Genomic DNA, 20435 nt, shown 5'->3' with positions numbered 1-20435 from the left:
TCAACGCAATACACTGGCATAGCGGGCGAAACCGCCATCCTGCAGTCGAAACAAGACAGATCGGCGTGAAATGGCGGAAAACGTAGGGAGTATCCCCAGGCATGGCGGCCATGCCGGGAGCGATTGGACAGCCGCGCCGCCGTGGATGATGAGGAGTCGGACATGAAGCAATGGCAGTACTGCTATCGAATACTGTTGGCGGTGACATCCGTATTGCTGTTATCGGTGGCGTGGCCGCTATCGGGTCTGGCGAATGAGTGAACCGCGAACGACAATGCGCAGACCGCAGGTCAGCGGGCTTATTTCGCCCAGACATACGGCGGAATCTCGCCTGCGCGCATCGGCACGTATAAGGAGCGCTTGCAGGATAGCGGACGGTCTGCCATGCCACATAAGTCCACCATCGGTCGGGGAAAACAGATGTGTCCCTGGGAAGGGGCACGGAAGAATCGCTTGCAGATCGGGCGGCTTACGGAACCGGCGGAAAGTGGCGCTTGCCGGTGTGCATCCGCAAGCGCCGGAAGCGCTCTTTCTTGTGCTCTTCGTCGAAGTGCGCAAGAGACGGTTTGATCAGATCGCTGCGCGACACAATGCCGATCAGTTGCAACGTGGTGGAATCCCCAACCACGGGCAAACGTTCGAGACCGTGCACCGCAAGCCGCGTTGCGACGAGGCGGCAAGTTTCACCGGGTAACGCAAAAGTGGGCGAACGGTGGCGCAATATTTCGGCGAGTCGCGAGTCGAGCGCATTGTGCGTCTCGTCATCGCGGATTCTCTCCAGTACCGCGCGATCGACAACGCCCACCAGCGCGCCTTGATGCACGACCGGATAGGCGCGATGTGTCTGCGTCGTGCCGAAGTACGTTGCCAGCGCTTCTGCCACGGACATGTCGCCATCGATCGTCTTGACCGCGCGCGACATCACCTCGTCGACATGGTGCCGCTCGAGTGGATCGACACCGTATTCCCGATAAATGTGATAGCCGCGCCGGGCAATTTTCTCGGTCATGATGGAGCGTTTCATAACGACCGTTGCGAACCCGTGCGCGACCAGTGTCGCGGCCAGCAGCGGCAGCAGGGCGTTACTGTCGTGCGTCAGGCCGAAGGCGAACACGATGGCGGTCAACGGCGCGCCCAACGTGGCGCCGAGCGTGGCCGCCATGCAAACGAGCGGCCACAGAGCAGGTTCGCCGCCCGGCAGCACTTGCCCGAGCAGGACGCCGAGTCCCGCGCCCAACATGAGCAACGGCGCAAGCACGCCACCCGAGGTACCCGAGCCGAGCGCGACGACCCAGATGACAGCCTTCACGACGAGGATCGCCAGCGCGATCTGGATGGCAATGTGCTGATGCAACAGATCGGCGATTACGTCGTAACCGACGCCCAGCGCACGCGGTTCAAGAAAGCCGCCAATGCCGATGACAAGTCCGCCGAGCGCGGGCCACCACATCCAATGAATAGGCAGCTTGCCGAACAGGTCCTCGACTTTATAAAGTGCGGCCGACAAGCCCGAGGCGAGCGCGCCGGACAGCAAGCCGGCGATGACGCAGGACAGCAGCGACAACGCGCCGGGCGGCGCGGTTTCAAGCGGAAACAGCGGCCCCGTGCCGAAGAAAGCCGCGCGCGCAAAACCCGCAACGGCACACGCGAGCGCAACCGGCAGAAAACTGCGCGGGCGCCATTCGAACAGCAGCAGTTCGACCGCCAGCAGCACGGCCGCCACCGGCGTGCCGAAGACGGCCGTCATGCCCGCCGCTGCGCCGGCCACCAGCAGCGTCTTGCGTTCCGCGGCAGTGACCTTTACGCACTGCGCGATCAGCGACCCCAGTGCGCCGCCTGTCATGATGATCGGGCCTTCCGCGCCGAACGGGCCGCCGCTGCCGATCACGATGCCCGACGACAGCGGTTTGAGAATCGCCACCTTCGGCGACATGCGGCTCTTGCCGAACAGGATGGCTTCAATCGCTTCGGGAATGCCGTGACCGCGAATCTTCTCCGAACCGTAACGCGCCATCAGACCGACGATCAGGCCGCCAATCACAGGGATGACCACCATCCAGACACCCAACGTATTGACAGCGGGCGAGCGATCCGCAAACGAAAACTGCTGGAAGAAAAACAGATTGGTGAACAGATGAATCAGGCTCAGCAGCACGAACGCCGCGAGCGTGCTGAGCGCGCCGATTCCCGCGGCGAGTGCGGAAATGCCGGGAAGCCGCGCGTTGATGGAGAAGTCGCGCTTATGGGTATCGAGACTCATGGGGACTCAAATATCGATCTGGGGGACGTTAAACGCGCCTTTGAGCGACTTCAACTCGGCGCGATGCATCTCGGCGAGACGGGCGAGCACCTGCTCACCGGCCTTCAGCAGATGAACCTCGACCTGGCGGCGATCCGTCTCGCTGACTTTTCTGCGGACCAGATCGAGCGCCTCGCAGCGGGACACCAGCGCAACCACGCCGTGATGCTGCGCCTGCAGCCGTTCCGCAAGCTCGCCGACGGTCGCCCAGTCGCGCTCCGGATAACCCTTGATATGCAGAAGCAGCAGATACTGCAACGGCGTAATGCCCTCGCCCTGAGCGGCCTGCTCGGAAAAGCGCTCGAAGCGCCGCATCTGGTAGCGGAACTCTGACAGTTGCTCGAAGTTCGCCTTGGTCAAGCCGCGCGTGAGTGTTTTCATTGGAGTGCCATGGAGGAAGAGGTAAGGCGCGAATTATATCATGACGTGATATGTATGTCCGTGCTCGATCCCGGTGTGAATGACGATGGCTATGCCGCGGTTCGCTGCCTGGCGTAAGCCTGGCGATACAGTCCCGCGATGAGATCGGCCTGCGTGATCATGCCGGCAAGCCGCTGTTGCGAGTCCAGAACCGGGATATGGTGGTGCCCGTAGTTCGCAAACACCGGCACCAGTTCGACGATCGGGGTCGTTCCTTCGACTGTCTGAACGTCCACGTTCATCAGTGCGCCAACGAGCGGCGCCGGAGTGACGCTACGCCTGAACCAGCGCTGCATGGGAGAAGTCAGGCCGGGCGCTTTGCCGAACGCCCGCTTGTCGACGAGGTCGGCGCGGGTCACGATGCCGATCACGTGCTGCCTCTCGTCGGTGACCGGAAGTGCCTTGATGTGGCGCCGTTTCAGCAGACTCCATGCGGCGGACGCACGCGTGGTTGCCGACACGGCGACGAGGGAGCGCGACATGATGTCCGCGCACGTGAGTTCATTGAACGTGCGGGCGTAGGCCTGCAACTGAACATCACGCAGGAGGGATTCCAGATCGTCCGTGTCGATATCGAGCAATTCGCCGCGCCGGTTCAGCACCGCTTCGAGGTCCGCGCGCGTGAAACCTTCGTTCGACGCCGACGCCGACGCCGATGCTCCCGCGCCTTTCACCGAACTCGCCTGGGCCACGTGCGGGTATCGATGCCCGGTAGCGGCGTGGTAGATGATGGCGGCGCACAGCAGCGTCACCGACTGGATCGCAATTGGCTCGGCCACGAAGCGATAGCCCAGCGCGTGCACCGCCGGACCGCCGAGGACCGCGGTCAGCGCAACCGCGCCCGACGGCGGGTGGACACAACGCAGCGCAAACATCGCACAGATCGCCAGCGCGACGGCCAAAGCGGCGGCGCCCACCGGATCGCCGATCCAGCTTGCACAGGCCACGCCGACCGTAGCGGAGACGATATTGCCGCCGATAATCGACCACGGTTGCGCGAGCGGACTGGCTGGCACCGCGAACAGCAGCACGGCCGAAGCGCCCATTGGTGCGACGAGCAACGGAATATTTGCCGCCGGTCCGAGAAGGACGTGCATGGTCCCGCCGGTGAACGCGATCCCAAGCAATGCGCCGAGGCACGATCTCAGGCGCTCTGGCCACCGGACAGCCATGGGATGGGGGGCGAAGCTGGCGAGCCAGCGAATGAGAGCGTAGCGGGACAAGGTTCGAATAGGAAAATGAAAGGCGGTATCAAATGAGAGGAGGCCACACAATACTGCCGGATCCTCAAGAAACGAAAGAACGCATTCGTCATGATTATATTTCATTGTGATATAAAACCGCGGTGCGGGTTGCCGCGGCGCAGCAGAAGCGGGTGGCGGCCAGGGGTGACAAGGATGCGCTTGCAGAGGATTTCGTGCGATTCGTGCTGGCAGGGCTCGATGCGATCGCGGTCGCGCATCGTTCAGAAGCCAGGCCGCAATGAGCGCCACGCTCTTACGTGGCTCATAGCAAGTCCGCCAAGGCAGCGCCGAGCGAAGTACGCGCTCGAAGAGAAAAGACTACGGCGTAGCCCGCCTCAAGTCAGTCCGTTCGATGAAAATCGAAGCGGCGTGCGCTAGCTGAACCGGTCTTAGCAGACGATAGCCTCGCCCGGGTACCGATATAAGCCACTTACGATCCTCACCCATCACTTTGCGAATCCCGCAGATGTGCACATGAAGGTTGTTTTCCACGACTACAGTGGTCGGCCACACCTGATCTATCAGATGTTCCTTTGTCACCAATGCGCCGTTTGCTTCGATGAGGACGAGCAACACCTCCATCGCTCTGCTGCCGAGTTCGACAGGAGCGCCGGCGACGAATATCTCCCGCCGGTCCGGGAAGACAGTCAGATTTCCAATGCGAATCATTGCCTTAAATATCCCTTCGATCGGGCATTGCCGGATACACCGTGCAGGTGCATCGCGGACCAGAACACTGCCCGCGCTTTACGGCCTCACGCGCTCGCGCGTCCTCGCGGTCCGGTCTCGCGCATGAACATTGCAAGCACCATTGCGAGTACGATGCCGCCGAGCAGCCACGAGCCGGCTGCGCGGAACACTGACACGTCAATTGCGCCACCTTTCGCGAGGTGGGCAAGCAGCTTGCCGTACACAGGCGTGAGCAACGCGCTGAACGTGAACACCAGGAAATTGATCGCGCCGCTGGCGCTGCCTTTCACGTTGTCCGGATTGACTTCCTTGATCACCGTGTAGGGCAGCATTGCCGCACCGGAGCCGATGCCTAGTAGCAACCCGAGCGCGTAAGGCGGCGCCACGCCGGCCGGCAGATAGAAAATGCCTGCACCCGACGCAAGCATCAGCAGCGCGCCGGCGATCAACACCGGCTTGCGGCGGCCAAGACGATCGGACAGATAGCCTAACAGCGGGCAGCCGATCACCCAGCCGAGCGGCACCATGCTCGCGCGATTGACAGCCTCCGCATAGCTGACGTTGAGACCGCTGTGCAGGAACGGAATGCCCCAGATCATGTCACCGACCGTAGTCGGTAAAAACAGCAGGCCGGCACAGAAGCCACAAAGATACGATTGCGGATTGGACAGCACTTCCTTGTAAGGCGCGAACATCTTCATCCACGAGCCCTGGCTGACTGGACTGTCGTCATGAGCTGCCGGCGTCACGATGAGAACGAGTACGGCGATCAAAAGGATGACGAGGCCCGACAGCCACCAGAACTGCTGCCACGTGATGACGCCGTGAATGAGCGGCGCCACGGCGAATTGACCCGCCGAGCCGCCTAGCATGCCGAAGCACTGAGTGAACCCCACCGCCGTCGCGAGAGACCTCGGCGGAAAACCATGCGTGGCCAGATAGACCGCGCCGATGAAGCCACACGCCGAACCCGCGCCTTGCAGCAGACGGCCGATCTGCGCCGCCTCCACGCTGCCCAGGCCGAACAGCGCCGCGCCCACGGCAACGAGAACGATGCCGGCCGGGATGACGGCCTTGCCGCCGAGCCGATCGAGCAACGCACCGCAAACTATCGAGAACAGCGCATAAGTGTAGTAGTACAGGCCGACGAGCGAGCCCACGCCTAGCGCGTCGCGAGCGAATGCCGCACTCAGCTCGGGGATCATCACGCCCGGCGCGGAACGCAACATGTACTGCATGAAGTAGAACGCGGCACAGAAAAGCCAGGCGATGACGAAACCCATGTGTATGGGCTGGCGCTCCGATGGAATATTGACAGTGCTTACGGCCTTGCTCGACATGGTTCGATTTCCAATGAGTTTTGCAGGCTGCGTTACCGGAACAGATTGACCTTTGCGAGGTCGATGAGCTGCTGGCCTCGACCGTCCATGACGGCACGTAACATGAACAGTCCGAAGTGGTAGGCCTGATCCGCGTTGGTCGCGGGCGGCATCACGAGTTCCTGGCGCGCGCTCACCACGTCGACGAGAGCCGGGCCCGGATGGGCGAAGGCTTCGCCGAGAGCGCCTTCCAGCTCCGCAGGATGTTCGACGCGCACGCCTTTGATTCCTATTGCGTTGGCCATTGCGGCGAAGTTCGGATTCTTCAGGTCACATCCTGTATCGATGAACCCACTGGCCTTCATCTCCATTTCCACGAAGCCCAGCGTGCCGTTGTTGAGTACGACGACTTTGACCGGTAAACCTGTCTGAATCAGCGTGAGGAATTCACCCATCATCATGGTGAAGCCGCCGTCGCCCGACATCGAAATCACCTGCCGGTTCCTGAAAGCGGCTTGCGCGCCGATCGAGTGCAACAGCGAGTTCGCCATGGAGCCGTGGTTGAACGAGCCGACCAGTCGTCGCTTGCCGTTCATCTTCAGATATCTGGCGGTCCACGCGATAGGAGTGCCGACGTCGCAGGAGAAGATCGCGTCGTCGTCCGCGAGTTCGCTGACGAGACGCGTCACGTACTGCGGATGGATCGTGCTGCTGCCCGCTTCCGGCCGCGCCAGCGCATCCAGGCTTTCGCGAGCCTTGCGATAGTCGTCGAGTGCGCTATTCAGAAAGCTGCTGTCCGTTTTTTGCTGAATCCTGGGAAGCAGTTCATTGAGCGTGTCCTTCACTGTTCCCAGGACGCCGAGCTCTATCGGGCATCGATTGCCGAGCGCTTCTGGCCTGATGTCGATCTGCGCGATCGTCACTTTCTCCGGGTAGAACTGTCGATAAGGGAAGTCGGTCCCCAGCATCAGGAGCATGTCGCAACTCTTCATTGCGGAATAACCGGAAGCGAAGCCGACAAGACCCGTCATTCCCACATCGAACGGGTTATCGTATTCGATGTACTCCTTTCCTCGCAGCGAATGCACTATTGGCGCTTGCAGTTTGCGGGCGAGTTCCACGACTTCCGCATGAGAATCCTTGCAGCCGGCTCCACACAGCAACGTCACGCGCGAGGACCCGTTCAATAGACTTGCGAGTTCCGTGACTTCGTCGTTCGATGGATGAATCACTGGAGCGGAGGGCGCGCTCCAGCTCGGCGCAGGTTTCGTGAGGGGCCCGAGTGCCACATTTCCGGGTATGACGACAACTGCCACGCCTTTACGCGCAACCGCTGTCCGGATGGCACGACCTAGAATTTGCGGGAGTTGATCGGGACTGTGGACGAGTTCGACGTAATGGCTACATTCCTTGAACAGGATTTCGGGGTGAGTAGCCTGGAAATAGTCGATGCCGATTTCCGTACTGGGAACATGCGCGGCGATAGCGAGAACTGGCACACCGCTGCGTTGGCAGTCGAATAGACCGTTGATGAGGTGCAGATTCCCGGGACCGCAACTTCCGCAACAGACTGCAAGTTGCCCCGTGAGATGGGCCTCGGCACCCGCGGCGAAAGCCGCGCTTTCTTCATGCCGCATGTGAACCCATTCGATTGAGCCATCCCGGCGCAACGAGTCCGTAAATCCATTGAGCGAATCCCCCACGACACCGAAAACGCGCTTCACGCCCGCGTTGACTAGTGCGCCAACCATGTAGTCGGCAGCTATCGTCGCCATTTAACATCTCCATAGATGAATGAGTTACTACGAGTGCGATGCTTTCGCAGAGTGACCGAAGGGACACGTCCCACATGAGCGTGGTGCAATCACCAGACGCGGTGGCTGATTTGAACGGTCCGCAGTGTCAGGATCCAGATGTTAGTGAGCGCGGCGCAGCACGGCTATTACATGAATCTGGGATCAGTGTGGCCAGCCTGTCGGCGCTCGATGCCTTTTTGGTAAAGGCAGAAAACCTGCACATGCTTCGCATGACATCAATATGAAATATCCGCACTGGGCATGAAGTTATCTGTCGTTGACGAAGGGCCGGATGGGAACCGTCAGACAGCTTCCTCCACAGGAGTCGCTTCCATGACGCTAGCCAGAATCATCGCTTCGACATTTCGTGGCGCAGGTCGAGCACGCCTCGGTCGATACACGGCATCGCCTCTTGCAATCTTCTGGCCGCTCAGCGCGCAAACCCCGGATTTCCTCGCGATGCAGCGCCGCCACATCTGTTCGCCGTAGCAGCAGGAGGTCGCGTCGCTCCACGCAATGGTTGCCGAGCTCCGTCCACTGCGCTCCAGAACCCGGATTGCGCATTTGGAAAACTTGCCTTCGCCGCGCATTGGGTTCGTGCGGCCGGACACGACGGGCAGTTGCATTTCACTTTCGTTAGAAATGAGCGCCATCGTGGACCGCCACGTTCTGTCGTCTTCAAAGGGGGCATGCATGATGCGGTTCCTCGCTTCTCACCAGACAAAAAGATGTCGAGCGCAAATCCATGTGACGTGCCGGATTCTCGAGCCAACGCTCGACCCTCGCTGGATGATAGTCAGTGGATTTGCCTGCCGCTACTACATGAATGTGGAGTGCATCCGGGTTTGCCCAGGAAAACGAACGATTGCGGACACTACATATTCATGTAATGCGGGATGCTTTTTTCGGCGTTATTGTGTCGACTTGGTGTGCCCGCTATCTGTCGAGCGACCCACACGTTAAAACCTTGAAAAACGCGCTAGCGGGTTCTTCAGAAGGTCTTCGAATTACGGCAAATTGTTGAAGATGCAAGGCAGGCATCAGCTCTCGAGTACGCCCGAAGCCGTTTTCCTTACTGCCCAAAATGCAAACCCGAATTCGAGGCGAGACACATCGGCGTATCTGCAAGGTGTGACATTGACTTCAACTACAGAGTCGACTCTGCAACGACACATGCCAGCAGCCAGAGGCAGATATTCAAAGCGTGCAATCGGCGCGGCCGCGATTGCCTCGCTTGCCGCGATTCCGATCGCAGGCTGTACAAATTCACCGTCCATCGGCGTGCTCGGCGCGTACTTTCCCGACTGGCTGTTCTGCATTGTCGCGGGCGTCGTGCTCACGGTCGTCATCTATCTGATCCTCAAGCGCTTACAGGCCGACCATCTGATGGGACCTTCAGCCGTCGTGTATCCCGCGCTTGTCGCTTTGCTGGCGCTCGCTGTCTGGTTGATCTTCTTTCAACATTGAATCTGTTTCGGGCGGATGAATGGCGACCCCAGCCAGCAAGACATCGAAGAGAAAATGGCCGGCCATCGTGATCGTCGTGGTCACGCTGTTGCTGCTCGTCTACGTGATCCGGCAGTGGGACCGCACGCCTCGCACCGACGACGCCTACGTCTACGCGGACACGATCGACGTCGTGCCCGAGGTCAACGGCCGCATCGTCGAACTGGCCGTGCGCGACAATCAGGCGGTGAAGCAGGGCGATCTGCTGTTCCGTATCGATCCGCGCCCGTATGAGGACGCGCTCGCGCGCGGCAAGGCGTCCCTCGTCGCGCTCGACCGCCAGATCGAGTTGACTCAGCGCACGGTCAATGCGCAGCAGTACAACGCGCAGTCGGTGCGCGCGGCCGTCGAGCGCGCGCGAGCCGCAGCCGGGCAGGCGTCCGATACGCTGCACCGCATGGAGCCGCTGTTGTCACACGGTTATGTATCGGCAGAAGATGTCGACCGCGCGCGCACCGCGCAACGCTCCACGCAGGCCGAACTCAGCGCCGCGCAACTGCAGGCGCAGCAGGCGGCAGCGGCTGTAAGCGGTGTCGATGCGCTGGTCGCGCAACGTGCCGTCGTCATGGCGGAGATCGCGACTGCGGAACTGAACCTGGAGTATGCGACGGTGCGCGCACCGTTCGACGGACGCATCGTGTCATTGAAGACATCGACCGGGCAGTTTGCCACGGCGCTCAAACCTGTCTTCACGTTGATCGACACGCGCCAGTGGTACGTGGTCGCGAACTTTCGCGAAACCGAACTCAAGGGCGTCAGGGCGGGCACGCCTGCCACTGTCTATCTGATGAGCGATACGGGCCAGCGTTTCAAGGGCAGCGTCGATTCGATCAGCTATGGCATCGCGTCCGATGAAGCCGGCCTTGCCTTGCCAGGCGGATTGCCACGTATTCAACGCACGCTCAACTGGGTGCACGTATCGCAGCGCTTCCCGGTGAAGATCCTCATCGACAAACCGAACCCGGAACTGTTTCGCGTCGGTACGTCGGCGGTGGCCGTGCTGGAACCCGGACGCGGCAACGACGGCGAGCGCCATTGAGGAGCCCATGACCGCCGCCGACTATCTGCCCGTCACGCTGCGCGATGCAGGCGCTTTCCTGAGGCGCGAGCTTGCGCCTTTCCCCGGGCGTTTGAACGTGATGCTGCGTTGCATGCTGACGAGCGCCATCGTGATCGTCGTGTCGAATACGCTCGAGGTGCCGGAGCTCGCGCTGTCGCTGCTGGTGGTGTTTTACGTCACGCAGTCGAATGTGGTGGTCACGCGGCTGGTCGGCGTAATGTTCATGGTCGGATCGACGCTCGCCATCGGCCTGTCGATCCTGCTGCTGAAATTTACATTCGACTATCCGTTGCTGCGCATCGTCATCGCCAGTCTGCTGTTCCTGGGCAGCGTGTATTTGCTGCGGGTGCTCAAGATTGGCATCGTGTTCTTCATCGTCGCGATCGTCGTGATCTACGTGCAGAGTTTCGTGGACCAGACCGATCAGGCCGACCTGCTGATCCGCGCGGTGTTGTGGGTGTGGGTCGCCGTCAACTATCCGATCGCGCTGACGCTCGTGGTCAACACGTTGCTGCTGCCTGCCGAACCGCAATTGCAACTCAAGGCGGAAATTCATCGGCAGCTCGCGGCGCTGGACACGCGCCTGACGCAGTTGATCGACGGCAGCACGAGCGAAGCGCCCATCACGCTGGCGGCCGTTCATCAAGGCGCGCTCACGCTGCAGAAATTGCTGCGCTTCACGACAATGCGTGATGCGCAGTATCGCGAACATCAGGCGTCGCAACTTGCATGCATTGCGACCGTGTCGCGGCTGTATCGCGCAGCGAGTGAACTGCCGAGCAGTTGGCCGCGCGCGTCAGCAGCGCAACTGGCGATGTTGCGTGAGTTGCGTGCGAACGGCCGCGCGCTCGACCAGGCGGTCATGGCCGGCGATCCCTATCGCTACGTGAGCACGGCGACGCCTGAAGAGCGCAACGCCGCCGACACGATTCCTGCCGCTGCCGAATCGCAGCGGGCGCTGCGCGCATTCGCCGACCTGGCCGCGAGCGACCCGGCATCCGGCAAGCCGCCCGCGAGCGAGCCGATGATTGCGCCGGACGCGTGGACCAATCCCGCGTACATGCGCTTTTCGCTGAAAACCTTGCTCGCCGTTCTGGTCTGCTACGTGTTCTACAACGCCGCGGACTGGCAGGGCGTCCACACGATCATGCTGACCTGTCTGATCGTCGCGCTGCCGAGCCTCGGCGCATCGACGCAGCGTGCGTTATTGCGGCTCTGCGGTGCTGCCGTCGGTAGCGCGCTGGCGCTGTTCATGGTCGTGTTCGTCGTTCCGCATCTCGACGGCATTGTCGGCCTGCTGTTGATGGCGTTGCCTGTCGTCGCATTAGGGGCGTGGATATCGGCGGGCTCGGAGCGAATCGGCTATGCCGGCATTCAGGTGGCGTTCACCTTCTCGCTGGCGCTGCTCGATCAGTTCGGCCCAGGCACCAATCTGACTGAGATCCGCGACCGGATGGTCGGCATTTTTCTCGGTGTCTGCGTGGCGACCTTCGTGCAGATGTCGTTCTGGCGCGAGGGCGAGGGCGACGTGCTGCGGCGGAAGCTCGCTACCCTGCTGCGCGCGATTGCCGCACAGGTGCGTCCGTCGCAGGTCGGCGAAGAGAAAGGGGATGCGTTGCCCTATGCACAGCGGCAGTTGCAGGCGTGGGCCGTGCTGGCCGATTGCGAGACGACGCTCTCGCGTGTCGCGCTCGAACCGGGCTGGCAGGAAAGCGAGCAGTCGCAACTGACAATGCGCGCGCAAACGGTCCTCGCGCAGGGGCGCGAGATCATGCTGGCGGGCGACGCGTTGCGCAACACGTTGGTGGCGCAAGCGGACTTGTCGAGCTCACACACGATCGACGTAGTGCGCGCAGCCCAGCAACAGGCCAGCGCCGAACTCAACCGGTACGCGGATGAGCTCGCAGTCAACCCACCCGATGCGCGCGCGCCGCGACGCATCGAGGCCGCTGCGCAAGCGGGCGAACCGGTTCGGCCAACCGATCAGTCGCTTGTCAGCGCAGCGGACGAACTGTCGCGGCAGATTGCGGGCTTGCCGGACTGGCGCGTCGAGGCAGCGGTCGCGGCGCCCGCATCGCCGGCGGTACGAGCATGAGCGCGCCGGTCTTGAGCGATTGGCGCTGGCGTCGAGGCTTGTTATGCCTCGCGTGGATATCGTCCGTGCTGTCGGGTTGCGCGTTGATTCATCACAACGGCACGCCGCGTCCCGAGATCGCCCCCGAACAGATCAATCTCGCGGACGACATCCATCTTGCACGCGACGGCTGGCCCGCCGCGCGCTGGTGGACGCGCTATCACGACGCGCAGCTCGACGCGCTGATCGATCAGGCGCTCGCCGATGCGCCGACCATGGTGATCGCGCGCACACGCGTCGCGCAGGCGAAGTCGGATGTGGAACTGACCAAAGCGGGATCCAACCTTCAGGTGGCCGCGCTGGCGTCGCTGGATCGCGAGCATATTTCCGCGAACGGTTTCCTCGGCCCGTTCGCGAAGAACGAGCCGGCTGCGGGGCTGACCGGGCCGTGGTACACAGAAGGCGTCGTCGGGCTTGGTGCAAGCCTGGACATCGACATCTGGGGCAAGCAACGCGCGGAGGTCGCCGCGTCGCTCGGGGTGAGCAATGCGCGGCTCGCCGAGACCTCCGCTGTCGAACTCGAAATCTCGGCGGATGTCGCGCAGCTTTACTACGGTATCCAAACCACTTATCAGCTGATCGATCTGCTGAACGAGTTGCATGAGGTGGCGGCGTTCGCGGTGCAGGCGCACGAAGCGCGTGCGGGGCGTGGCCTCGAAGCTCGCACCCAGCTCGAAGAAGCACGCGCGCAGCAGTTGGCCATCGAACAGCAGATCGTGTCGGCGCAAGGGCAGATCAGGCAGCTTCGCGAATCGATGCGGGCACTGGTCGGCGCCGGACCCGCCGGCCTGCCCGCGATCGAACCGGTCGCGCTGCCACGTTCGCAGGCGGCCTTGCCCGCGACGCTGTCGTACGAACTACTGGCTAGGCGCCCCGATCTGCAGGCACTGCGATGGTATGTCGAGGCGTCGTTCGACAAGATCGATGCGGCGAAGGCGGCGTTCTATCCGAGCTTCGACATCAAGGCATTTTTCGGCTTCAACGCTTTGCACCTCGCCGATCTCTTCACACATGCGAGCCAGCAGATCAACCTGATTCCAGGCCTCTATCTGCCGATCTTCGACGGCGGCAGGCTCAATGCGAACCTGAGCGGCGCGCGCGAGGGGAGCAACCTGTTGATCGAACAGTACAACCAGGCCGTTCTCAACGCCGTACGCGATGTCGCGCAGACGGGCAGCCGTCTGCAGTCTCTCGATGCGCAGACTGCGCTGCAGAAGCAACGGATCGAATCGGTTGCGTTCACGAGGGACAGTGTGGAAGCCTCTTATCAACGCGGACTGACGAGCCGGCTCGCGGCGCTCGAAGCGCGCCAGCCGGTGATTGCGGAACAGGTCGCCCTGCTCACGCTCAACGGTCAAGTGCTCAGTCAGGAGATTGCGTTGGCGAAGGCGCTCGGCGGCGGATATCTCGCCGATCCGCCTGTCGAACTGAAGCCGCGTTGAACGGCGCAGGTAGTCTGGTTAGAACTGCTGTGAGCGCAGCGATGCGAATTCCGCGCGGCACACGTCGCCGAACTTGCCGAGAATGTCGATCGAGCCATCCGCGAGCATCTCGCGAATCTCGACGAAGGACTTGTCCGGCGCGAGATAGGTGTCCACGATCTTGCGTCCGATCACGTCGGCTTCGTCCGCGACTTCGCGCGACGACTGGACGCGCATGCGGCCGATCTTCGCGTAGAGGTTGCCCAGGCCGGTGAGATCGGGTTCGTTGTGTTGCAGCGCGTGGACATAGCAGTTCGTCGCTTCCTCGATGAACGCTTTGTACAGTTCCTGCCGCCAGGTGAGGTCATGCGCCAGCCACTCCGCGCGGACCTGGGTGCGTTGGGTCAGCCACGAGGCAAGAACCGAAGTCATGCCGCCGATGGCGGCGCCGACGAGTGCAGCCAGAGCAGAAATAACCGATGCGTTCATGGACTATTCTCATGTTGTCATTCAGCTATCCATAATAACGCCGTGGTGTGTAATTTTGGAGTCGGCCGCGCTGACAAGGAGCACGATGACGACCATAGTGGGCGCGATGCGTGAAGCCGCGCCGGCGAGCGTTCGTATCCGTTCGTGTCAATGGGTCAGCTTTGGACCATGACCACATGCGCCTGGATCTTGCCGTCGACCGGCCCGGCGCCGAAGCGCTCGGCGATCGCGGTGGCGCACACTGACGTTGCGTCATCCACAGCGCCGCCGGAGCGCGCCTCGATCTCACTGCGCAAAGGCGTTCCCTGACAAAAGCCGACGGCCGGCACCAGCGCCGATGTCGCGCGGCTACGCGCTGCAATGGTCTCGAAGCGTGGAGCCGAGCTGAAGCCCGCATTGGCGAGGTCGCGTGAAATCACTGCCGGGTCGAAGTAACCGTGCGGCGTGCGCACCATGAAAAGTGGAGGATCCGCCGGGAAGAGACCGGCGAGGGTCGCCGTGACGGTATTGGCAAACTCGTTTTCTTCGATGCGATCCCAGACGTTGAACAACAGCGCGCCGTCGCGGCGAAGTACGCGCCGAGCTTCGGAAAACGCATGCGCCTTGTCCGGAAAGAACATCACCCCGAACTGGCAGACGACGACGTCGAAACTCGCGTCGTCGAACGGCAGGCGGGTCGCGTCTGCCTGTTGCCACCTTACCGGCCTCGAAGTGCCGATTGCCGCGGCGCGATCGAGCATCGGCTGATTCAGGTCGGTTGCAACCAGCTCGACATGGATCGGTAATGCATGCGCCATCGCGCGGGTCACTACGCCCGTGCCGGCCGCGGTCTCGAGCACGCGTGACGGATGACGCCCGGCGACCCTGTTCGCCAGATCCGCGGCGTAAGGTTCAAAGAGCATCGGAACAAGGTGGCTCTCATAGAGCTCGGCGATCGAGCCGGTGAAGCGAGTATCGGTACCGAAGCTGTTCATACGCCTCCCTGCTGCTTTTCAGGCAATGTTAGGCGCAGCGAGACAACTTGAACAGTCGTCTTGCCTGGCGGCCGCTTCGACGAACCCTTCGCGCCATCATTGGGTCGCGCCAAGGGGCGGTCACTGGTATCCGGCGCGTTAGAATTAATCGGGACCCAGGCACTGCACGGCCCACCAACGTCGATACCCACCAACGATGCCGACGTTTCCGGAATCATTTTTCGACGCACTGCGCTCGCAGCCAAGGATGGCGACAGATTGACGATCATGGCCAAATCTAACCAGTTACCCACCTCGTCGCCGACGCCGGCCGGCGCCGACCCGTTGCAGGATCCGGCGCTGCTGCGTCGCCTGCTACGCGCCAAAGACCGAATGGACGCCGCTTCACACGAGGCTTGGCCCGTCGAACGTTTGGCCGCGGTCAGTGGCGTTTCCGAGGCCCATTTCGCTCGCTCCTTCAAGCGGGCCTTCGGCATTCCGCCGCATCGCTACCTGCTGACGCGGCGCATCGAGCAAGCCAATACGCTGCTGCGCGACACTGCGCTCAGCATCACGGAAATTGCTTTCGCCACCGGATGGGAGAGCCTGGGGACCTTTGGCCGCATCTTCCGCGACATCAACGGTCGGAGCCCCAGCGCCATGCGCCGGGAGGCGCAGGCCACCATGCAGCAGCTCGACCGCGTACCCGCCTGCGTTCTGAAGGCCGCTCAGCGTCCCGATCTCACCATCGCAGTTTTGGAGAAGCGCCGCCGCGCGGCCAAAGGTACATTGCGGCCATCAACCAAGGAGGTCTTATGAACCAGGGTATCAGTGTGGTGGGCTTGTACGTCGATGATCAGGACGAAGCGCTCGAGTTTTACGTCGGCAAACTCGGATTCCGCGTCCATACGGACGTGGTCAACGGCGCCTACCGGTGGCTAACGGTCCAGCATCCGGACCAGCCCTCGTTCCAGCTCGGGCTATTCAGACCTGGTCCGCCCATCCACGACGACGCCACCGCGCAGACCCTGCGAGCAATGGTCGCGAAGGGCGCCATGCCGCCTCTCGTCCTGCTGGTGTCCGATTGCCGCGCGAGCTATGCCCGGTTAAAGGCGAGTGGCGTGGAATTCACCCAGGAGCCGGTGGACCGCTTCGGTAGCGTCGACGCCGGCTTTCGCGACCCCGCCGGCAACGGTTGGAAGATGATTCAGGAGCCGAAAAGCACGACATGAGCCCTTATTCAAACGTCGTTGCGGCTCGGATCGCGGTGTCTGACTTCATTGGTCGATTGCACTCGCTTCCCATCGACCCGTTGGCGTGATAGCGCGTTTCGCCTCGATATTTTCGCGGGCGTTTGCGGAGTGAGTGCGGCGTTGTGGACGGCGAGGCAGCGTGTGTATAGCTGATCGTCCACGGACGTGTCGAGCCGACTGACAATCCCCTCCACAGTTGGCTGTGGAGAGGATCGATACTGGTAAAGACCGGATCACGTTTTCTATCTGCCTGAACGGAACTGGTCGTGCCGCTTGATTCAAGCTTTTGAGACGTGCCGCTCAGCCAACTCCGAACCCGCGGTTCGTTTTAGCGTTGAGCCTTCTGGAGCGTATCCAAAACTATTCTGGCTACCGCCAATATTCACGCATCAGTCCTGAGTGGCCACATCAGCAGTGTCGGCCTGTACCAGGGCGCGCACGAGCAGGTACACGGCCGGCAAGTTGTCGTCGTCACGTCGCCAGTCGACGGGCTCGTCGAGGTCCATGCCGGACAAACGACTGACCTCGAACCGGACAAACGTCGAACGTACTGTCTCGTTGTGCCTGGCCAGGAAGCCCCGATTCTCAAAGACCTGTTCGTCGATTGTCAGCAGCGTGCGCCAGGTCGGCAATTGCGCGCTATTCGAGTGACGGCGACGACCAGTGTCGAGGTGACGACCCGCGACCGTGGCAATGATCTGCTGCAGGTCCAGCGACGCGCTGCGGAGCGCGCGCTCAAGAGCGGCAGGGTTGATCTCGTGGACATCCATATCAAGAGCAGCGTCGTTAACCATATTGTTATTTTCCTGAGGATTCGCAGTAGCTCGCAACGTTAAAGTTGATGCTTCAACAATGCCCGGTTTCGCTGTGCCAACAATTCGCGAATCTGGGCTAGATGGTTATCGCCGACCGTGCAGTCTTCAACAGGCCGGCTATGTTGATGAGGCATTGGCGGACGTACGCCGAGATAGCGGCACACGGCGGATAGGTACGGCTTGCCGTTGCCTCCCAGATGTCGCGCCGCAGCAGCCACGCGCACGTCTCCGACATGCTTGCGCAGCCACGCAAGCGTTTCGCGATCACCGTCGTTCAAGATGCGGATGAGTTGGTTCATGGCCGATCCTGTATATAAAAACAGTGCTGTAAATTTATACAGTATTTGACCGGGATGCAAGTCAATTCGCAGGATGTCGGATTCGGCGGGGGAGAGAAGAGGGCGATCAAGCTGCGGTGCACAGTCGGTCATCGGCCACGCGGAGGCGGCTGGCGACGTACCTGTGCTCGATCTTCCGGCGTTTGGGATGAGGGTCTGGAAGGTACGGCCGGCGGGACGTAAGCGGCGCAATTGCGGTATCGCATTAGCGACCGTGGGCATGCAGGAACGCCCACACTGCCATGAACTTTCCGCCCCCGGCGATCTACTGATCAGCCCACGTGTTCGAGCGCGCGTGTCGCCTGAACTTTGCGCGGCCGGTCGCGCAGCAGCAGGGGCATCAAACGTCGGTTGGCTGTCTGCGCCGCCCACTCGCAATATGCGGCGCTGCCGAGCACCCAGCCCTCGAGCGTCGACTGCATCAGGTTATCGACATCGCGTTCGTCGAGGGCCTGTGCGCCCAGATCGCGATAAGCCTGGTGGCGCTCGGACGGCGTATTGCCGAGCGCCCGGTAGAGTGGATGATCCTTGATGAAGCTATCGACGCGCAGCCCGATGTGGTGCGTGTAGCTCGACCACGGGTAGTGTCCCGGCTCGACCACAAGGCGGTTGCGCACCGGCGCATGATCGATGGCCTGGCTCGCGAGCAGGAAATAACGGTCGGGCTCGATCACTGTCGCCCGGTACTCGCCACGCCACATTGTTCCGCGGCGTCCATGGCGGCGGTTGAAGGTTTCGACATAGCGACGGCAGATCGCCTGCATCGCCATGCCCACGCTCGACTCGTATGAAGGCGTGACAAGGAACTGTACCGCGTCAGGCATGAGTACCCACGCGTGGACTGCCAGATCGGCGACACGCGCTGCGTCGGCGAGGCACGCGAGGAAGTACCGGTAGTCTCCTTCGTCCAGGAATGCGGGCCCTGTGAGCCCCTGCAGAATAACGTGCTGCGGTTGGTCTGGGACGTAGTGCCGTGCAAGCCGTGTCATGCTGAATTAACCGGGAAATCCGATGTGAGAAAACGATCCGACAGGTATCGGGCGCGTGACGTTGCGTAACGTGCGTATCGGAAGAAATTCTATCGGTCATGTGGGTGCGCTTGCGTCACGAACAGGGCTTTTTTCTGGCCTCTTTTCGATGATTTGCCGGTCGCAACCAGCATCTTTTTTACGCCACCGCTGAATAGCAGTACCGCGCAATACATCTTCAGACGCTCTGCCTGTGTCATCCGGCACCAATATGTATCAGGCTGCACGACAATACAGCGGTTGAGAGGATCTCCGACAAAAGAAAGCCCGCGCGAACGGCGGGCTAAATCCACATCACGGAGACATGGAGGAGACGTTCATAAAGGTCACCTCATTTCTTCGAATGACCTTGCATGACCGCTTGATTTTCGCGAGGCGGCTACGAAACTCGTAGCTATTTGATCTTCGCTGCAGCGGCGACCTTGCGCATCGCCTCTTGCGGGTCTTCATTCGAGTTCATGAAGCCGGTCACGACATCGGTAATTGCGCCTTCAGTGGCTGACGACTGAACGTCGCCGAACGCGAACGACGGAAAGAACGTGTTGGATTTGATCGTGGTTTGCTCATCTGCGTATGACTTCCTGGCGCAGGCGTCGAACTTGTCCATTGAAACATCCTGCCTGACCGGGATCGAACCCTTGTAAAGACTGAATTGCTCCTGGAAAGCGGGTGACATAATTGTCTTTGCCAACGCAAGCTGTCCGGGGGTGGCTTCTTTTTTGCCGTTCTGCTGGAAAAACACGAACGAGTCGACTGTGTAGGTGAAGGCGTTCGACGTACCAGGCGCAGCCGCGCAGATATAGTCGACGTCGGCTTTCTTGTTCGCATTCGCGAACTCGCCTTTCGCCCAGTCACCCATGAACTGCATCCCACCCGATCCGTTGATGACCATCGCAGTCGCGAGATTCCAGTCGCGACCAGTCGAGCCCTTGTCGAAGTAACCCTGGATCTTCCGGACAGTCTGGAACACCTGCAACATCTGGGGCGAAGTGAGTGTTTTCTGGTCGAGATCGATCATGGCTTTGCGATAGAAATCCGCGCCCTGAGAAAGCACCACCGTCTCCCAGATGGTCATGTCTTGCCAAGGCTGGCCACCACGCGCGACGGGCGTAATGCCCGCAGCCTTGAACTTGTCGGCTAGTGCGAAGAACTCGGGCCAAGTTGTCGGCGGCTTACCGCCCACTTTATCGAGGGCGGATTTGTTGATCCACAACCAGTTGATCCGGTGCACCGAAAATGGCGCAGCCACGTAGTGGCCTTTTGACATCATGGTCTTGTTGATCTGCGCCGGAAGTTGGGCTTTCCAGTCGGTGGCGGACTTGTCTATATCGACCAGCACGCCTTGATCGGCCCAGTCCTGTATCAACGGCCCCTTGATCTGCGCAGCCGACGGTGCGTTGCCGGACATGACCTGTGTCTTCAACGCCGTCATGGCAGCCGCACCCGCTCCTCCGGCTACGGCGAAGTCTTTCCACTCGTAACCCTGCTTATTCATGTCGTCCTTAAGCACTCTGATCGCCTTCGATTCACCGCCCGAGGTCCACCAGTGCAATACAGAAAGTGACTCGGCAGCACTTGCGACCTGTGCGCCCGTGGCGAGCGCCGCTGCGACAATCGCAACTGACATGAGTGTTCTTTTCATTGCTGTCTCCGTTAATTTTCTTTATGAA

The 20435-nt window shown here is 61.2% G+C and carries 20 protein-coding genes; 7 read left to right on the top strand and 13 right to left on the bottom strand.

The window, feature by feature from the left end; all coding sequences use genetic code 11:
• Positions 1-469: 469 nt before the first annotated feature.
• The 6 genes from PQR54_RS26850 to poxB all read right to left on the bottom strand — a co-directional run bounded on the left by PQR54_RS26850 (position 470) and on the right by poxB (position 7747).
• Positions 470-2260: a chloride channel protein gene (locus PQR54_RS26850; protein WP_408250949.1), complete on the bottom strand. Its 1791-nt coding sequence runs from the start codon at positions 2258-2260 to the stop codon at positions 470-472.
• 6 nt (positions 2261-2266) lie between these two features.
• Complete coding sequence (locus PQR54_RS26845) at positions 2267-2680, bottom strand: MarR family winged helix-turn-helix transcriptional regulator (protein ID WP_012431895.1); 414 nt, start codon at positions 2678-2680, stop codon at positions 2267-2269.
• 89 nt (positions 2681-2769) lie between these two features.
• The gene (locus tag PQR54_RS26840) at positions 2770-3942 is read right to left on the bottom strand and encodes an HPP family protein (RefSeq protein ID WP_408251044.1); all 1173 of its coding nucleotides are present in this window, start codon (positions 3940-3942) and stop codon (positions 2770-2772) included.
• Positions 3943-4281: 339 nt separating this feature from the next.
• Positions 4282-4632: a winged helix-turn-helix domain-containing protein gene (locus tag PQR54_RS26835; protein ID WP_408250947.1), complete on the bottom strand. Its 351-nt coding sequence runs from the start codon at positions 4630-4632 to the stop codon at positions 4282-4284.
• A gap of 86 nt (positions 4633-4718) precedes the next feature.
• Positions 4719-5993 (bottom strand): MFS transporter, encoded by a 1275-nt coding sequence (locus PQR54_RS26830; RefSeq protein WP_408250945.1) that lies wholly within the window; start codon positions 5991-5993, stop codon positions 4719-4721.
• Positions 5994-6025: 32 nt separating this feature from the next.
• Positions 6026-7747, bottom strand: a complete 1722-nt coding sequence (gene poxB, locus PQR54_RS26825) for a ubiquinone-dependent pyruvate dehydrogenase (protein WP_408250943.1) — start codon at positions 7745-7747, stop codon at positions 6026-6028.
• A 74-nt stretch (positions 7748-7821) separates the two neighbouring features.
• On the opposite strand from poxB, the gene PQR54_RS26820 reads away from it, so the two are divergent.
• Positions 7822-8013, top strand: coding sequence for a hypothetical protein (locus PQR54_RS26820; protein WP_408250941.1), 192 nt, complete (start codon positions 7822-7824; stop codon positions 8011-8013).
• 57 nt (positions 8014-8070) lie between these two features.
• On the opposite strand, the gene PQR54_RS26815 is transcribed toward PQR54_RS26820, so the two are convergent.
• Positions 8071-8463 (bottom strand): DUF3331 domain-containing protein, encoded by a 393-nt coding sequence (locus PQR54_RS26815; protein ID WP_408250939.1) that lies wholly within the window; start codon positions 8461-8463, stop codon positions 8071-8073.
• Between the two features lie 478 nt (positions 8464-8941).
• Here PQR54_RS26815 and PQR54_RS26810 point away from each other — a divergent pair, with 478 nt between their 5' ends.
• From PQR54_RS26810 to PQR54_RS26795, 4 genes are read left to right on the top strand one after another with little or no spacing between them, the layout of a single operon-like run.
• The gene (locus tag PQR54_RS26810) at positions 8942-9235 is read left to right on the top strand and encodes a YtcA family lipoprotein (protein ID WP_408250937.1); all 294 of its coding nucleotides are present in this window, start codon (positions 8942-8944) and stop codon (positions 9233-9235) included.
• A gap of 19 nt (positions 9236-9254) precedes the next feature.
• On the top strand, positions 9255-10313 hold the full coding sequence (mdtN, locus tag PQR54_RS26805; protein ID WP_408250935.1) for a multidrug transporter subunit MdtN: 1059 nt from the start codon (positions 9255-9257) through the stop codon (positions 10311-10313).
• 7 nt (positions 10314-10320) lie between these two features.
• Positions 10321-12429 (top strand): FUSC family protein, encoded by a 2109-nt coding sequence (locus tag PQR54_RS26800; RefSeq protein ID WP_408250934.1) that lies wholly within the window; start codon positions 10321-10323, stop codon positions 12427-12429.
• Positions 12426-13910, top strand: coding sequence for an MdtP family multidrug efflux transporter outer membrane subunit (locus tag PQR54_RS26795; RefSeq protein WP_408250932.1), 1485 nt, complete (start codon positions 12426-12428; stop codon positions 13908-13910). Before PQR54_RS26800 ends, PQR54_RS26795 begins: the two co-directional genes overlap by 4 nt.
• An 18-nt stretch (positions 13911-13928) precedes the next feature.
• On the opposite strand, the gene PQR54_RS26790 is transcribed toward PQR54_RS26795, so the two are convergent.
• Both PQR54_RS26790 and PQR54_RS26785 read right to left on the bottom strand, forming a co-directional pair.
• The gene (locus tag PQR54_RS26790; protein WP_408250930.1) at positions 13929-14378 is read right to left on the bottom strand and encodes a hypothetical protein; all 450 of its coding nucleotides are present in this window, start codon (positions 14376-14378) and stop codon (positions 13929-13931) included.
• A gap of 155 nt (positions 14379-14533) precedes the next feature.
• On the bottom strand, positions 14534-15352 hold the full coding sequence (locus tag PQR54_RS26785; RefSeq protein ID WP_408250928.1) for a class I SAM-dependent methyltransferase: 819 nt from the start codon (positions 15350-15352) through the stop codon (positions 14534-14536).
• Between the two features lie 267 nt (positions 15353-15619).
• Between PQR54_RS26785 and PQR54_RS26780 the strand changes: the two genes are divergently transcribed.
• The gene (locus PQR54_RS26780; protein ID WP_408251042.1) at positions 15620-16150 is read left to right on the top strand and encodes a helix-turn-helix domain-containing protein; all 531 of its coding nucleotides are present in this window, start codon (positions 15620-15622) and stop codon (positions 16148-16150) included.
• A complete protein-coding gene (locus tag PQR54_RS26775) occupies positions 16147-16563 on the top strand; it encodes a VOC family protein (protein ID WP_408250926.1) in 417 nt (138 codons plus the stop codon). The genes PQR54_RS26780 and PQR54_RS26775 overlap by 4 nt, the downstream gene beginning before the upstream one ends.
• A gap of 410 nt (positions 16564-16973) precedes the next feature.
• Here the strand turns inward: PQR54_RS26775 and PQR54_RS26770 are convergent, their stop codons facing one another.
• The 4 genes from PQR54_RS26770 to PQR54_RS26755 all read right to left on the bottom strand — a co-directional run bounded on the left by PQR54_RS26770 (position 16974) and on the right by PQR54_RS26755 (position 20407).
• Positions 16974-17378 carry a DUF2471 domain-containing protein gene (locus PQR54_RS26770; protein WP_408250924.1) on the bottom strand — a complete coding sequence of 135 codons (405 nt, stop codon included), beginning with the start codon at positions 17376-17378 and terminating at the stop codon, positions 16974-16976.
• Positions 17379-17416: 38 nt separating this feature from the next.
• Positions 17417-17698, bottom strand: a complete 282-nt coding sequence (locus PQR54_RS26765; protein WP_408250922.1) for a CppA family protein — start codon at positions 17696-17698, stop codon at positions 17417-17419.
• A 311-nt stretch (positions 17699-18009) separates the two neighbouring features.
• Complete coding sequence (locus tag PQR54_RS26760) at positions 18010-18726, bottom strand: transposase (RefSeq protein ID WP_408250920.1); 717 nt, start codon at positions 18724-18726, stop codon at positions 18010-18012.
• Between the two features lie 433 nt (positions 18727-19159).
• Positions 19160-20407 (bottom strand): ABC transporter substrate-binding protein, encoded by a 1248-nt coding sequence (locus PQR54_RS26755; RefSeq protein ID WP_408250918.1) that lies wholly within the window; start codon positions 20405-20407, stop codon positions 19160-19162.
• Positions 20408-20435: the final 28 nt, after the last annotated feature.

The sequence above is a fragment of the Paraburkholderia phytofirmans genome (assembly GCF_046028095.1).
Lineage (GTDB): Bacteria > Pseudomonadota > Gammaproteobacteria > Burkholderiales > Burkholderiaceae > Paraburkholderia > Paraburkholderia phytofirmans_A.
The sequence above is the reverse complement of the archived record's forward strand: the minus strand, read 5'-3'. Positions and strand labels throughout refer to the sequence as shown.

Excerpts from the sequence above, each read along its gene's own strand:
- PQR54_RS26785 (WP_408250928.1), bottom strand. The coding sequence starts at position 15,352 with ATGAACAGCTTCGGTACCGATACTCGCTTCACCGGCTCGATCGCCGAG.
- PQR54_RS26800 (WP_408250934.1), top strand. The coding sequence starts at position 10,321 with ATGACCGCCGCCGACTATCTGCCCGTCACGCTGCGCGATGCAGGCGCT.
- mdtN (WP_408250935.1), top strand. The coding sequence starts at position 9,255 with ATGGCGACCCCAGCCAGCAAGACATCGAAGAGAAAATGGCCGGCCATC.
- PQR54_RS26830 (WP_408250945.1), bottom strand. The coding sequence starts at position 5,993 with ATGTCGAGCAAGGCCGTAAGCACTGTCAATATTCCATCGGAGCGCCAG.
- PQR54_RS26790 (WP_408250930.1), bottom strand. The coding sequence starts at position 14,378 with ATGAACGCATCGGTTATTTCTGCTCTGGCTGCACTCGTCGGCGCCGCC.
- PQR54_RS26810 (WP_408250937.1), top strand. The coding sequence starts at position 8,942 with ATGCCAGCAGCCAGAGGCAGATATTCAAAGCGTGCAATCGGCGCGGCC.
- PQR54_RS26760 (WP_408250920.1), bottom strand. The coding sequence starts at position 18,726 with ATGACACGGCTTGCACGGCACTACGTCCCAGACCAACCGCAGCACGTT.
- PQR54_RS26815 (WP_408250939.1), bottom strand. The coding sequence starts at position 8,463 with ATGCATGCCCCCTTTGAAGACGACAGAACGTGGCGGTCCACGATGGCG.
- PQR54_RS26755 (WP_408250918.1), bottom strand. The coding sequence starts at position 20,407 with ATGAAAAGAACACTCATGTCAGTTGCGATTGTCGCAGCGGCGCTCGCC.
- PQR54_RS26820 (WP_408250941.1), top strand. The coding sequence starts at position 7,822 with ATGAGCGTGGTGCAATCACCAGACGCGGTGGCTGATTTGAACGGTCCG.
- PQR54_RS26835 (WP_408250947.1), bottom strand. The coding sequence starts at position 4,632 with ATGATTCGCATTGGAAATCTGACTGTCTTCCCGGACCGGCGGGAGATA.
- poxB (WP_408250943.1), bottom strand. The coding sequence starts at position 7,747 with ATGGCGACGATAGCTGCCGACTACATGGTTGGCGCACTAGTCAACGCG.
- PQR54_RS26770 (WP_408250924.1), bottom strand. The coding sequence starts at position 17,378 with ATGGTTAACGACGCTGCTCTTGATATGGATGTCCACGAGATCAACCCT.
- PQR54_RS26850 (WP_408250949.1), bottom strand. The coding sequence starts at position 2,260 with ATGAGTCTCGATACCCATAAGCGCGACTTCTCCATCAACGCGCGGCTT.
- PQR54_RS26780 (WP_408251042.1), top strand. The coding sequence starts at position 15,620 with ATGGCCAAATCTAACCAGTTACCCACCTCGTCGCCGACGCCGGCCGGC.
- PQR54_RS26765 (WP_408250922.1), bottom strand. The coding sequence starts at position 17,698 with ATGAACCAACTCATCCGCATCTTGAACGACGGTGATCGCGAAACGCTT.
- PQR54_RS26795 (WP_408250932.1), top strand. The coding sequence starts at position 12,426 with ATGAGCGCGCCGGTCTTGAGCGATTGGCGCTGGCGTCGAGGCTTGTTA.
- PQR54_RS26775 (WP_408250926.1), top strand. The coding sequence starts at position 16,147 with ATGAACCAGGGTATCAGTGTGGTGGGCTTGTACGTCGATGATCAGGAC.
- PQR54_RS26845 (WP_012431895.1), bottom strand. The coding sequence starts at position 2,680 with ATGAAAACACTCACGCGCGGCTTGACCAAGGCGAACTTCGAGCAACTG.